We start from the raw sequence: 12,293 nt of genomic DNA, 5'->3' as shown, positions 1-12,293 counted from the left end.
GGCTGTCAGTCCTCCCCCAGGATCTGCGGCACCTTGAAACGCTGCTGCTCCTGGGCCGGGGCGCCGGAGAGCGCCTGCTCGGGGGTGAGAGACGGACGGACGACGTCCGCCCGCATGACGTTCGTCAGCGGCAGCGGGTGGGAGGTCGGCGGTACGTCTTGGTCGGCGACCTCGGAGACGCGGGCGACCGCGCCGATGATGTCGTCGAGCTGACCGGCGAAGTGATCGAGCTCTTCGCCCTTCAGCTCCAGACGCGCCAGCCGGGCGAGGTGGGCGACCTCCTCGCGCGTGATGCCAGGCATGCAGCGATCCTCAAGGGTTGGTGTGTGGTTTTGGCCGGGGCCGGCGACACCTTTCCGCCGTCCGTCCCGAGGACGGGCCGCACGGCGTCCGGTGCGTGCGATCGCAAGGCGCCGGAGCGCCCTCGTGGCGGGCCACGTGGGCGTTTCGGCAACGCGGCGAGCGTGCGTGCCAGGCGTCGCGCGGCAGGTGGAAATGTGCCGCCGGCCCCCAATCCTATGGGGTCGGCCACACCGCCCACGGCCACCTGCCGCAATCGCCCGGCCGGGAGGGGCCGGGGACACGCCTGCCCGCCGGGCGCCGCCGGGGGGAGGGACGCGCTTACGAAGCGGCCGGGCGCGAACCGGCCGTCCGGCCGGAGGGGCGCTGTTCCAGCTCGGCCACCGGCGCCGCGGCCGTCGTGCCGGTGGCGGCAGCGGCGGCGGCAGCGGCCGCCGCCGCCAGCTCGGCCGGGCGGCGCCAGCCGTGCTCGCCCCGGGCCCGCAGCCAGGCGGTCGTCTCCTGGGGCGGCATCGCGGCCGCCACCAGCCAGCCCTGGACCGCGTCGCACCGCAGGTCCCGCAGCCGCTCCCAGGTCTCGTCGTCCTCGACGCCCTCGGCCACCACCAGCAGGCCGAGCGAGTGGGCCAGGTCGATGGTGCAGCGGACGATCTCCGCGTCCTCCTGGTCGATGGCGAGCCGGGCCACGAAGGACCGGTCGATCTTCAGCTCGCTGACCGGCAGCCGACGCAGATGGACCAGCGAGGAGTACCCGGTGCCGAAGTCGTCGAGGGACATCTTCACGCCGTGGCCGGTCAGCCCGGCGAGCGTGTCCGCCGCCCGCTGCGGGTCCTCCAGGAGCACGTGTTCCGTTATCTCCAGCTGGAGCGCTCCCGCCGGGACGCCGTGCCGGGCGAGCCGGGCCGCGACGCCGCCGGCGAACCCGGGGGTGTGCACGTCGCGCGGGGAGACGTTGACCGCGACGGGGACGAAGAGGCCCTGCGCCCGCCACCGGGCGACCTGGGCGAGCGCCGTCTCCAGGACGTACTCCGTGAGGTGCGGCATCAGCCCGGAGGACTCCGCGATGGCGATGAACTCGTCCGGGGGCACCCTGCCCCGCTCCGGGTGCACCCAGCGCACCAGCGCTTCGAGCCCGGCGACCTGGCCGTCGAAGCGGACCTTGGGCTGGTAGTGCAGCTCCACCTCGCCCGCGTCCAGCGCGCGGCGCAGGTCGCCGAGGAGGCCGAGCCGGTCCGGGGTGTTGCTGTCGCGCTTGGACTCGTACACCTCCACCCCGGTGCGGTCGCGCTTGGCCTGGTACATCGCCACGTCGGCCCGGCGCAGCAGCCCCTCCGCGTCCAGCGCGTGGTCCGGGAAGACGGCGACACCGGCGCTGGCCTCCAGGACCAGGGTCAGCCCGTCGAGGTCCAGCGGGGACGAGAGCGCGGCGACCAGGTGGCGGGCGATCCGCTGGGCGCTGGTGGTGGAGTCGGCCGTGGGCAGCAGGACCGCGAACTCGTCGCCGCCGAGCCTGGCCGCCTCCGCGCCGCGCGGCAGGGCGAGCCGCAGCCGCTCCGCTATCTGGAGCAGCAGCCGGTCGCCGGCCAGGTGGCCGAGGGTGTCGTTGACCGCCCGGAAGCGGTCGAGGTCGATCAGGACCAGGCCGGCCCGGCTGCCGACGCTCTCCGCCTCCTCCAGCGCCGTCCAGGTCCGCTCCAGCAGCCACTGACGGTTCGGCAGGCCGGTCAGCGGGTCCTTGAGCTGTTCCTCGGCCCGGGCGCGGGCGATCCAGAGGGTGGAGTCGAGCGCGATCAGCGGCACCGCGAAGAGCGGCAGCAGGACCGGTCTCGCCAGCGCGACGACGCAGATCAGCGGGGCGATGCCGAGCAGGGCGACCGCGACCAGGCCCTGGCGCAGCATCGCGGTGCGGGCGACGGTGGGCAGGCCGCCGCCAGGCTGGGCCCGCGAGTACCACAGCAGGACCCGGGTGACGAGCAGATAGGTGGAGGCGGCGAGCAGGACTTCCGGGACGGCGTCGATCCCCCAGTCGAGTGGTGCCCACGGCGTCTCGACGGACTGCACCTCGCCGAACGCGGCGAGCACCAGCGCCGCCGCGCCGACCCCGAGGATGTCCGCCGCCCCGTGCAGCAGCCCCTGCCACCAGCGGTGCCGGCGGGCGACGCCGACGAGGACGACCACGACGAGGCTGACCAGGCCGGCGGGCACCCAGCCGTAGAGCAGCAGGACGGCCAGGGTGAGGGCGGCGCCGGAGCCGGTGCCGCCCCACCAGCGGTCGCGGCCGAGCGCGACCAGGTGGCCGACGACGATGCCGGTGAGGACGGCGAGCGACCAGCCGGCCCTGCCGTCCGGGAAGAGGGCGTGTCCCCGGCTCAGGGCGTGGTAGAAGCCGGTCGCGAGCTGGACCGTGGCGAGGGCCACGACGACGGCGCCCACTGTGGGCGCGGGTCCCACGAAACCTTGCAGCCGCGACACCGGTGCGGCGCTCTCGGTCGGTTTCATTCCGTCCCTCTCACAGCCGGCGATGCCGATGTCACCCGATGAATGCGTTCCGTGCCACGACGCGCCCCGGTCCCCGCCCGGCGGCCGGGTCCGAGGGCGCATCTGTCCACAGTAGGCCGCGGAGGGCCGCTACGGGCAGCGGTCTACCGCTCTTGCCCCCATGCGAATCGACCATCCGTCAGCATCTGGTAGGGGGTGTCCGGCCCTGAGCGGCGGGAGACCCCCGGGCGCCGGCCGGGTGATGCCGACGGAGCGTCGGCGGGCCCTCACTCTCCGGGTGCGGCCGCCTCCTCCGCCGGTCCCCCGGCCGGGAGCGCCGCCTGGCGGGCCGCGTCCGGCCCCTGGCCGAGCAGGACCGCGAAGCCGGTCTCGTCGAGCACCGGGACCTTCAGCTGCACCGCCTTGTCGTACTTGGTGCCGGGGTTGTCGCCGACGACGACGAAGGAGGTCTTCCTGGAAACGGAACCGGTGACCTTCGCGCCCCTGCTCTGCAGGGCCTCTTTCGCGCCGTCCCTGGTGTGCCCGGTCAGCGTGCCCGTGACGACGACGATGAGTCCTTCGAGGGGCCGGGGGCCCTCGTCCTCGCCGGCCCCCTCGTCCTCCATCCGGACGCCGGCCTCGCGCCACTTGCGCAGGATCTCGCGGTGCCAGTCCTCGGCGAACCACTGCTTGACCGAGGCCGCGATGATGGGCCCGACCCCGTCGGCGTCGGCCAGCTCCTGCTCGGTGGCCTCCTCGATGCGGTCGATGGACCGGAACTGGCGGGCCAGCTCCCGGGCCGCGACCGGGCCGACGTGGCGGATGGAGAGGCCGGTGAGGATGCGGGCCAGCGGGGCCTGTTTGGCGGCCTCGATGGCGTCAAGCATCGCGAGGGCGTTCTTCTTGGGCTCGCCCTGCTGGTTGGCGAAGACCCGGGCGATCTTCTCCTCGCCGGTCTTCGGGTCGCGCTTGGGCAGCCCGCTGTCCGGGTCGAGGACGTACGCCCGGATCGGCAGCAGTTCCTCCACGGTCAGTCCGAAGAGGTCGCCCTCGTCGCGCAGCGGAGGCTCGGCGGGCTCCAGCGGCGCGGTCAGCGCGGCGGCGACGACGTAACCGAAGTGGTCGATGTCGAGGCACTTGCGGCCGGCGAGGTAGGAGACGCGCTCGCGCAACTGGGCGGGACAGGAGCGGGCGTTGGGGCAGCGGACGTCGACGTCCGCCTCCTTCATGGGCTTCAGCTCCGTACCGCACTCGGGGCAATGGGTCGGCATGACGAACGCCCGCTCCGTGCCGTCGCGGAGGTCGACGACGGGGCCGAGGATCTCCGGGATGACGTCGCCGGCCTTGCGGAGCACCACCGTGTCCCCGATGAGCACGCCCTTGGCCTTGACCACGTTCTGGTTGTGGAGGGTGGCGAACTCGACCTCGGAGCCCGCCACCACGACCGGTTCGACCTGGGCGTACGGGGTGACGCGACCGGTGCGGCCGACGCCGACGCGGATGTTGACCAGCTTGGTGTTGACCTCCTCCGGCGCGTACTTCCAGGCGATGGCCCAGCGCGGGGCGCGGGAGGTGGAGCCCAGCCGGCCCTGGAGCGGGATCTCGTCGAGCTTGACGACGACGCCGTCGATCTCGTGCTCCACGGAGTGCCGGTGCTCGCCGAAGTACGCGATGAACTCCCGTACACCGGCGAGGGAGTCGACCACCTTGTTGTACTTGGCGGTGGGCAGGCCCCACTCGCGCAGCAGCTCGTAGGCGTGCGAGAGGCAGTCGATGTCGAGGCCCTCGCGGGCGCCGATGCCGTGCACCACCATGTGCAGCGGTCGGCCTGCGGTGACCTTGGGGTCCTTCTGGCGCAGCGAACCCGCCGCCGCGTTACGGGGGTTGGCGAAGGGCTTGTCGTCGGCCTCGACCAGCCGGGCGTTCAGCTCCTCGAACCCCTCCATCGGGAAGAAGACCTCGCCGCGGACCTCGACGAGCGGCGGGACGCGGTCGCCCTTCAGCCGGTGCGGGATGTCGGCGATGGTGCGGACGTTGGGCGTGATGTCCTCGCCGGTGCGGCCGTCACCGCGGGTCGCGGCCCGGGTCAGCACGCCGTTCTCGTACGTGAGGTTGACGGCGAGGCCGTCGATCTTCAGCTCGCACAGGAAGTGGTGGCCGGACGATCCCACCTCCCGGGCGATGCGCTCGCCCCAGGCGGCCAGCTCCTCGTCGTCGAAGGCGTTGTCCAGGGAGAGCATCGGCTCGCGGTGCTCGACGGAGGTGAACTCCGTGCGGTACGGCCCGGCGACCTTCTGGGTCGGCGAGTCCGGGGTGCGCAGCGGGGGGTGGGCGTCCTCCAGGGCCTGGAGCTCCCGCATCAGCCGGTCGAACTCGGCGTCGCTGACGACCGGCTGGTCGTTCACGTAATACCGGAAGCGGTGCTCCTCGATCTGTTCCGCGAGGAGCTTGTGCCTCTCCTGCTCCTGAACTGGCACCGCGGTCTGCTCTTCGCCGGCCATCGTCCCGTCCTCCCGTTACCCAGCGCCCCGTTACTCAGGGTTGTCTGCGAGCGATCTTGCGGCCCGGGCGCAATGGGCGAGCGCGGCCCGTGCGTACGCGGGCGACGCACCCGCGAGACCGCACGAGGGGGTGACCGTCACGGACTCGGTCAGAGTCCCCGGATTCAGCCCCAGCCTGCGCCACAGCGTCCTGACACCCATGACGCTACCGCCCGGGTCCGACAATCGGCCCGAGGCCGGGTCGGTGCCCGGCACCACCCCGAGGAGCAGCCGGGTGCCGCCCTCGACGGCTTCCCCGACCGCCTCCTCCTCACGCTCGGTGAGAAGGGAGAGATCGAAGGAGATTCCGTCCGCCCCGGCCCTCCGCAGCAGCGCGAAGGGCACCTCGGGGGCGCAGGTGTGCACGAGGGTGGCGGTGTCGCCGGCCGCGGCCAGCACCTCGCGCAGGGTGGCCTCCACGATCTGGCGGTCCACGGCCCGGTACGTCCGGTAGCCGCTCGCGGTCCCGACCCGGCCGCGCAGCACGGCGGTGAGGGAGGGCTCGTCGAGCTGGAGGGCGAGGCGCGCGCCGGGCACCCGGCGCCGCACCTCGGCGAGGTGACCGCGCAGCCCCTCGGCGAGCGATTCCGCGAGGTCGCGGCAGGCGCCCGGATCGCCGAGGAAGGCTTCGCCGCCCCGGCGTTCCAGGGCGGCGGCCAGGGTCCAGGGGCCCACGGCCTGGACCTTGAGCGGGCCCTCGTAGCCCTGGGTGAACTCCTCCAGGGCGTCCAGGTCCTCGCCCAGCCAGGACCTGGCCCGGCGGGTGTCGCGGCCGGGCCGGTCGCTGATCCGCCAGCCGCTCGGCTCGAGGTGCCCGTACAGCTCGGCGAGCAGTCCGATCGTCCGCCCGATCATGTCGGCGCCCGGACCGCGCGCCGGCAGCTCCGCCAGATACGGCATGCCCTCGCCGGCCGCGAAGGATCCGGTGACGGTCTTCGCCGCCTCCCGGGCGTCCGTCCCGGGCATCGAACCGATCCCGGTGGCCGGGCAGTCCCTGAACTCACTGTTCTCGCTCACGCGGGAAGCCTACGGGCGCGGCCGGGGGCTCAGCGGCCGGGGCGCACGGTGAGGTCGTTGACCTCGGCGTCACGGGGCAGGTCGAGCGCCATCAGGATCGTGGTGGCGACGGACTCGGGGTCGATCCAGCGGGCGGGGTCGTACTCCTTGCCCTCCTGCCGGTGGACCTTCTCCTGCATGGGGCTGGCGGTGCGGCCCGGGTAGACGGACGTGACGCGGACGCCGGCGGCGTGCTCCTCGTGGCGCAGCGAGTCGGCGAGCGCCTTCAGGCCGTGCTTGCTGGCGGCGTACGCGCTCCACTCGGGGCTCGCGGAGAGCCCGGCGCCGGAGTTGACGAACAGGACGTGGCCCTGGGCGACGCGCAGTTGGGGCAGCAGGAGGCGGGTCAGCTCGGCGGGGGCGACGAGGTTGACGTCGAGCTGGAGGTGCCATGCCTTGGGGGTCAGCTCGCCGACCAGGCCGAGCTCCACGACGCCCGCGATGTGCAGCAGCGAGTCGAGCCGTTCCGGCACGCTCTGCTGGGCGAGGGCCCAGGAGAGCCGGTCCGGGTTGGTCAGGTCGCCGACGAGGGTGCGGGCGCCGGGGTGGAGCGCGGCCAGCTCCTTGGCGCGGCCCGCGTCGCGGGCCAGCAGGACGAGGTCGTCCCCGCGTTCGGTGAGACGCCGGGCGACCGCTGCGCCGATGCCGGAGCCGGCACCGGTGATGAGGTGAGTGGACATGGCCCCATCGTCGCACCCGCGGTCCGGGGGCCCGTACGTCACTGCAGGCCGGCCCGCTCCTCCAGGTAGGCCAGGGCGCCGACGCCGTCCTCCGCGAAGAACACCAGTTCGGTCAGCGGGAGCGGCAGGAAGCCCTCGTCCTCCATGCGCCGGAACTGCTCGTGCAGGCCGTCGTAGAAGCCGGCGGTGTTGAGCAGGACGACCGGCTTGGCGTGCTTGCCGTGCTTCTTCAGCTCCAGGATCTCGGTGGCCTCGTCGAGCGTCCCGGTGCCGCCGACCATGATGACGATCGCGTCGGACTTCGCCAGCAGGAGCGCCTTGCGCTCGGCGAGGTCGCGGGCGATCACCATCTCGTCGGCGTCGGTCCGCGCCTTCGCGGCCAGGAAGTCCACCGACACCCCGACGAGCTTCCCGCCGGCCTCCTGGACGCCGTCGGCGACGACCTTCATCAGGCCGCTCTCCGAACCGCCCCAGACCAGGGTGTGCCCGCCGCGCCCGAGCAGCTCGGCGAATTCGCGGGCGGGCACGGTGTAGCGGTCGTCGAGGTCGGCGGCGGAGAGGAAGACGCAGATGTTCATGGGTGCCACGGTAGAGGCCGCCGCCGCACCCCCCGCATCCGGGGAACAATCCCGGGCCGCGAACGGCTGAGGAAGGCATGACTTCCACCCGAGGACACCACATCACCGTCGAGCCCGGCACCGAGCATGTGCGGGTGCTCCGCGACGGCCTGCTGCTCGCCGAGAGCCGCCGCCCGCTCGTCCTGCGCGAGACGGGCTGTCCGGTCCGCTACTACCTGCCGCCGGAGGATGTCCGCACCGAACTCCTGACGCCGTCGGACACCCGCACCCACTGCCCGTTCAAGGGGGAAGCCTCCTACTGGTCCCTGCCGGAGGCCGCCGATCTGGCCTGGGCGTACCCGGAGCCGAAGGACGAAGTGGCCGCGATCAAGGACCACTTCTGCTTCTACGACACGGAGCTGATCGCACGCTGACAGCTCGTCAGGAAAACTTTCCGCGGGCGCCGATGAGTTCGTGACGGTCCAGCAGTCCACCCTCGCATGGACAGGACTCTCTCCCTCGACGGCACCCCGATCGCGTACCGGCGCCGGGGCGAAGGACCGCCGGTCATCCTGGTCGGCGGGGCCCTGAGCACGGCCGGCACCGAGGAGCCGCTCGCGCGTCTGCTCGCGTCGCGCTTCGAGGTCGTCACGTACGATCGGCGCGGCCGGGGCGCCAGCGGGGACGCGGGGCGCTACGCGGTGGAGCGCGAGATCGAGGACCTGGCGGCGCTGGCCGCCGTGACGGGCGGCCGGCCCGCCGTGTTCGGCGTCGGGGCGGGTGGCGCGCTGGCCCTGGAGGCGCAGGCGGCCGGGCTGCCGGCGGACCGGCTCGCGGTGTACGAGCCGACGTACACGCCGGGGCCGGCCGGACTGCTGTTCAAGGCCGACTGCACGGCCCGGCTGCACCGGCTGCTGGCCGCCGGGGACCGGGGCGGCGCGGTGGAGCTGTTCCTGACCGTCACGGGGGTCCCGGCCGGCACGGTCGCCAGGATGCGGGGGGCGCCGCTGTGGCGGACCCTGGAGTCCGTGGCGCACACCCTGGTGTACGACGACGCGCTGCTGGGCGACGGCTCGGTGCCGGTGGGGCGGCTGGCCGCGGTGACGGCCCGCACCCTGGTCGTCTGCGGCGGCTTCAGCTCGGCCACCGCGAGGTCGGCGACCCGGCTGCTCGCGGACGCGCTGCCCCGGGGCCGCCACCGCACTCTGACCGGCCAGACCCGCGAACTGGCGCCGCAGGCGATCGCCCCGGTGCTGGCGGAGTTCTTCGGCCGCGACGTGTACGCCCGCCAGGCGTCCTGAGCACCCGGACGGGCCGGGGGGCCCGAACACCTCGCGCGGTCACGCCCGTACCGGGGTCGGGCGTTGCCGCGCGGGGCTTTTCGCGTACGCGGGTCCTTCACGTGGGTACGCGGCAGCCGGGGCTACGGGGGTACGCCGCAGCCTGGGGCTCAGCCCGCCGCCGCGCGCTCCCGGCGTACCGTCGTCGCGATCGTCGCGGAGCCGACCACGCGGGTGCCGTCGTACAGCACGACCGCCTGGCCGGGGGCCACGCCCCGGACCGGCTCGGTGAACGTGACGTGCAGGGTGCCGTCGGTCAGCTCGGCGGTCACCTCGGTCTCGCCGCCGTGGGCGCGCAGCTGCGCGGTGTACGTGCCCGGGCCCGAGGGCGGGGTGCCGCACCAGCGGGGCTTGATCGCGGTGAGCGCGGTGACGTCCAGGGCCTCGGCGGGGCCGACGGTCACCGTGTTGTTCACCGGGGAGATGTCCAGGACGTAGCGCGGCTTGCCGTCGGGGGCCGGGTGGCCGATGCGCAGGCCCTTGCGCTGGCCGATGGTGAAGCCGAAGGCGCCGTCGTGGGTGCCGAGCTTCGCCCCGGACTCGTCCAGGATGTCGCCCTCCGCCCTGCCGCCGAGGCGGTTCGCGAGGAAGCCCTGGGTGTCGCCGTCCGCGATGAAGCAGATGTCGTGGCTGTCGGGCTTCTTGGCGACCGCGAGGCCCCGGCGCTCCGCCTCGGCGCGGATCTCGTCCTTGGTGGTGAGGGTGTCGCCGAGGGGGAACATCGCGTGGGCGAGCTGGCGCTCGTCCAGGACGCCGAGCACATAGCTCTGGTCCTTGGCCATGTCCGAGGCCCGGTGCAGTTCCCGGTTGCCGTCCGCGCCGGTGACCACGGTGGCGTAGTGACCGGTGCACACCGCGTCGAAGCCGAGCGCGAGGGCCTTGTCCAGCAGCGCGGCGAACTTGATCTTCTCGTTGCAGCGCAGGCACGGGTTGGGGGTGCGCCCCGCCTCGTACTCGGCGACGAAGTCCTCCACGACGTCCTCGCGGAAGCGTTCGGCCAGGTCCCAGACGTAGAAGGGGATGCCGATGACGTCCGCGGCGCGGCGGGCGTCGCGGGAGTCCTCGATGGTGCAACAGCCCCGGGCGCCGGTCCGGAAGGACTGCGGGTTCGCGGAGAGGGCGAGGTGCACACCGGTCACGTCGTGACCCGCCTCGGCGGCGCGGGCCGCGGCGACGGCGGAGTCGACGCCGCCCGACATGGCGGCGAGCACACGGAGGGGGCGCTGGGGAGTCTCAGTCATAGCTCCACCAGGGTACGTGGGAGCGGGAACCGAAAGCTCGCGGATAAGCGTTGTCCCTCACATGGGGACCAAGGGGACGGCGGGAGCGGGCACCGGGACCGGCATCAGCCGACGCTCGGTGCTGATCGGCGGCGCCGTCACGGCCGTGGGGATGGCGGCGCTGGCGCGGGACCGCCTGAAGCGCGCCTGGTGGCGGCTGCCGGGCGTGGAGAAGCCGCGCACCCCGGGCGCGGTGGACTACGCGCGGGCGCGGTGGGTGGCGGCGGCCGACGCGAACTGGCGGCGGGCGGACCGCCCCGACGACTACGGCATCGACCGGGTGGTCGTCCATGTCACCCAGGGCAGCTTCAGCAGCGCGGTCCGCGCCTTCCAGGACCCCGGGCACCGGGCGGCGGCCCACTACGTGGTGCGCAAGGACGGCCATGTGACGCAGATGATCCGCGAGCTGGACGTGGCGTTCCACGCCGGCAACCGCTCGTACAACGAACGCAGCGTGGGCATCGAGCACGAGGGCTTCGTGGAGCGCCCGCAGGACTTCACCGCCGCGATGTACGGGGCGTCCGCCAGGCTCACCGCGGCGATATGCGGGCGGTACGGCATCCCGGTGGACCGCGAGCACATCATCGGGCACGTCGAGGTGCCGGGCGCCGACCACACGGACCCGGGCCGCGGCTGGGACTGGGACCGCTACATGGAGCTGGTCCGCCGCGCGGCCTCTGCCCCCGCCTCCGAGAGGGCCTAGCTCAGCCCCGCCGACCTCGCCCGTTCGACCGCCGGGCCGATCGCGCGGGCCACGTCCTCCACGTCCTGCTCGGTGGAGGTGTGGCCGAGCGAGAAGCGCAGGGTGCCGCGGGCCAGGTCCGGATCGGTGCCGGTGGCGAGCAGGACGTGGCTGGGCTGGGCGATCCCGGCGGTGCAGGCGGAGCCGGTGGAGCACTCGATGCCCTGGGCGTCCAGGAGCAGCAGGAGCGAGTCGCCCTCGCAGCCGGGGAAGGTGAAGTGCGCGTTGGCCGGCAGGCGGCCGCCCGGTGCCGGGTCGCCGCCGAGCAGGGCGTCGGGGACCTCCGCCAGGACGGCGGCGGCCAGCTCGTCGCGGAGCGCCCCGGTCTCCCGGGCGAAGTCCTCGCGCCGGTCCGCGGCGAGCCGTCCGGCGACGGCGAACGAGGCGATGCCCGCCACGTCCAGGGTGCCGGAACGGACGTGGCGCTCCTGCCCGCCGCCGTGCAGCACGGGCACCGGGGTGTGCTCGCGGCCGAGCAGCAGCGCGCCGACGCCGGTGGGGCCGCCGATCTTGTGCGCGCTGACGGTCATCGCGGCCAGCCCGGACGCGGCGAAGTCCACGTCGAGCTGCCCGAACGCCTGAACCGCGTCGGCATGCATCGGGATCTCGAACTCTCGGGCCACCTCGGCCAGTTCGCGTACCGGCAGGATGGTGCCGATCTCGTTGTTGGCCCACATCACGGTGATCAGTGCCACGTCGCCGGGATCGCGCAGGACCGCCTCGCGCAGCGCCTCGGGGTGGACGCGCCCGTACCGGTCGACGGGGAGGTACTCGACGTTCGCGCCCTCGTGGGTGGCGAGCCAGTCGACGGCGTCGAGCACCGCGTGGTGCTCGACGGGGCTGACCAGGACCCGGGTGCGGCGGGGGTCGGCGTCGCGGCGGGCCCAGTACAGGCCCTTCACCGCGAGGTTGTCCGCCTCGGTGCCGCCGGAGGTGAAGACCACCTCGCTGGGACGGGCGCCGAGGGCGTCGGCGAGGGATTCCCGGGACTCCTCGACGGTACGGCGGGCCCGGCGCCCGGCGGCGTGGAGTGAGGACGCGTTGCCGGTGACGGCGAGCTGCGCGGTCATCGCCGCGATCGCCTCCGGAAGCATCGGCGTGGTCGCGGCGTGGTCGAGGTAAGCCATGGTGGGCTCGATTCTACGAGCCCGCGGCGGGGCGTACGCCGGGCGCATGGGGTCCCGGGGCCCGCGCACCGGAAACGGCGGTGCCGGCCGGCCGCCGAAAGTCCCGGGCGGCGACGCCGTTTCCGGTGGCGAGGAGGGCGATGACCCGCCGCGCGGCCCCGGTCCTGCCGGCCCGGGGCGCCCGCGGAAAGGA

The 12,293-nt window shown here is 73.8% G+C and carries 11 protein-coding genes; 3 read left to right on the top strand and 8 right to left on the bottom strand.

Annotation, left to right across the window (positions count from 1 at the left end; genetic code table 11):
- Nucleotides 1-5: 5 nt before the first annotated feature.
- From gatC to ABZ564_RS14695, 6 genes are all read right to left on the bottom strand, one after another.
- A complete protein-coding gene (gene gatC / locus ABZ564_RS14720) occupies nucleotides 6-302 on the bottom strand; it encodes an Asp-tRNA(Asn)/Glu-tRNA(Gln) amidotransferase subunit GatC (RefSeq protein ID WP_018102521.1) in 297 nt (98 codons plus the stop codon).
- Between the two features lie 319 nt (nucleotides 303-621).
- Entirely contained in the window at nucleotides 622-2,799 is a 2,178-nt protein-coding gene (locus tag ABZ564_RS14715) for a bifunctional diguanylate cyclase/phosphodiesterase (protein WP_360855152.1), read from the bottom strand.
- A 266-nt stretch (nucleotides 2,800-3,065) separates the two neighbouring features.
- On the bottom strand, nucleotides 3,066-5,279 hold the full coding sequence (gene ligA / locus ABZ564_RS14710) for an NAD-dependent DNA ligase LigA (protein ID WP_360855149.1): 2,214 nt from the start codon (nucleotides 5,277-5,279) through the stop codon (nucleotides 3,066-3,068).
- A gap of 30 nt (nucleotides 5,280-5,309) precedes the next feature.
- Nucleotides 5,310-6,335 carry a methionine synthase gene (locus ABZ564_RS14705; protein WP_360855146.1) on the bottom strand — a complete coding sequence of 342 codons (1,026 nt, stop codon included), beginning with the start codon at nucleotides 6,333-6,335 and terminating at the stop codon, nucleotides 5,310-5,312.
- A gap of 29 nt (nucleotides 6,336-6,364) precedes the next feature.
- Nucleotides 6,365-7,054 (bottom strand): SDR family oxidoreductase, encoded by a 690-nt coding sequence (locus ABZ564_RS14700; RefSeq protein ID WP_360855143.1) that lies wholly within the window; start codon nucleotides 7,052-7,054, stop codon nucleotides 6,365-6,367.
- A gap of 38 nt (nucleotides 7,055-7,092) precedes the next feature.
- The gene (locus tag ABZ564_RS14695; RefSeq protein WP_360855140.1) at nucleotides 7,093-7,632 is read right to left on the bottom strand and encodes a TIGR00730 family Rossman fold protein; all 540 of its coding nucleotides are present in this window, start codon (nucleotides 7,630-7,632) and stop codon (nucleotides 7,093-7,095) included.
- A gap of 77 nt (nucleotides 7,633-7,709) precedes the next feature.
- Here ABZ564_RS14695 and ABZ564_RS14690 point away from each other — a divergent pair, with 77 nt between their 5' ends.
- The gene (locus ABZ564_RS14690) at nucleotides 7,710-8,045 is read left to right on the top strand and encodes a DUF427 domain-containing protein (protein WP_360855137.1); all 336 of its coding nucleotides are present in this window, start codon (nucleotides 7,710-7,712) and stop codon (nucleotides 8,043-8,045) included.
- Between the two features lie 66 nt (nucleotides 8,046-8,111).
- On the top strand, nucleotides 8,112-8,912 hold the full coding sequence (locus ABZ564_RS14685) for an alpha/beta hydrolase (RefSeq protein ID WP_360855133.1): 801 nt from the start codon (nucleotides 8,112-8,114) through the stop codon (nucleotides 8,910-8,912).
- 149 nt (nucleotides 8,913-9,061) lie between these two features.
- Here ABZ564_RS14685 and mnmA read toward each other — a convergent pair whose 3' ends face one another.
- Entirely contained in the window at nucleotides 9,062-10,192 is a 1,131-nt protein-coding gene (mnmA, locus tag ABZ564_RS14680) for a tRNA 2-thiouridine(34) synthase MnmA (RefSeq protein ID WP_360855131.1), read from the bottom strand.
- Nucleotides 10,193-10,253: 61 nt separating this feature from the next.
- On the opposite strand from mnmA, the gene ABZ564_RS14675 reads away from it, so the two are divergent.
- On the top strand, nucleotides 10,254-10,934 hold the full coding sequence (locus ABZ564_RS14675; protein ID WP_360855128.1) for an N-acetylmuramoyl-L-alanine amidase: 681 nt from the start codon (nucleotides 10,254-10,256) through the stop codon (nucleotides 10,932-10,934).
- Here the strand turns inward: ABZ564_RS14675 and ABZ564_RS14670 are convergent.
- On the bottom strand, nucleotides 10,931-12,100 hold the full coding sequence (locus ABZ564_RS14670) for a cysteine desulfurase family protein (RefSeq protein ID WP_360855125.1): 1,170 nt from the start codon (nucleotides 12,098-12,100) through the stop codon (nucleotides 10,931-10,933). The two genes, ABZ564_RS14675 and ABZ564_RS14670, sit on opposite strands and share 4 nt — an antisense overlap.
- Nucleotides 12,101-12,293 lie beyond the last annotated feature (193 nt).

Origin of the sequence: Streptomyces sp. NPDC019224, from assembly GCF_040632605.1 — a bacterium.
GTDB lineage: Bacteria > Actinomycetota > Actinomycetes > Streptomycetales > Streptomycetaceae > Streptomyces.
This window is presented reverse-complemented; position numbering and strand designations above follow the sequence as displayed.

Coding starts and splice junctions, on each gene's coding strand:
- ABZ564_RS14695 (WP_360855140.1), bottom strand. CDS start 7,632: ATGAACATCTGCGTCTTCCTCTCCGCCGCCGACCTCGACGACCGCTAC.
- ABZ564_RS14690 (WP_360855137.1), top strand. CDS start 7,710: ATGACTTCCACCCGAGGACACCACATCACCGTCGAGCCCGGCACCGAG.
- gatC (WP_018102521.1), bottom strand. CDS start 302: ATGCCTGGCATCACGCGCGAGGAGGTCGCCCACCTCGCCCGGCTGGCG.
- ABZ564_RS14670 (WP_360855125.1), bottom strand. CDS start 12,100: ATGGCTTACCTCGACCACGCCGCGACCACGCCGATGCTTCCGGAGGCG.
- ABZ564_RS14685 (WP_360855133.1), top strand. CDS start 8,112: ATGGACAGGACTCTCTCCCTCGACGGCACCCCGATCGCGTACCGGCGC.
- ABZ564_RS14675 (WP_360855128.1), top strand. CDS start 10,254: ATGGGGACCAAGGGGACGGCGGGAGCGGGCACCGGGACCGGCATCAGC.
- ABZ564_RS14715 (WP_360855152.1), bottom strand. CDS start 2,799: ATGAAACCGACCGAGAGCGCCGCACCGGTGTCGCGGCTGCAAGGTTTC.
- ABZ564_RS14700 (WP_360855143.1), bottom strand. CDS start 7,054: ATGTCCACTCACCTCATCACCGGTGCCGGCTCCGGCATCGGCGCAGCG.
- ligA (WP_360855149.1), bottom strand. CDS start 5,279: ATGGCCGGCGAAGAGCAGACCGCGGTGCCAGTTCAGGAGCAGGAGAGG.
- mnmA (WP_360855131.1), bottom strand. CDS start 10,192: ATGACTGAGACTCCCCAGCGCCCCCTCCGTGTGCTCGCCGCCATGTCG.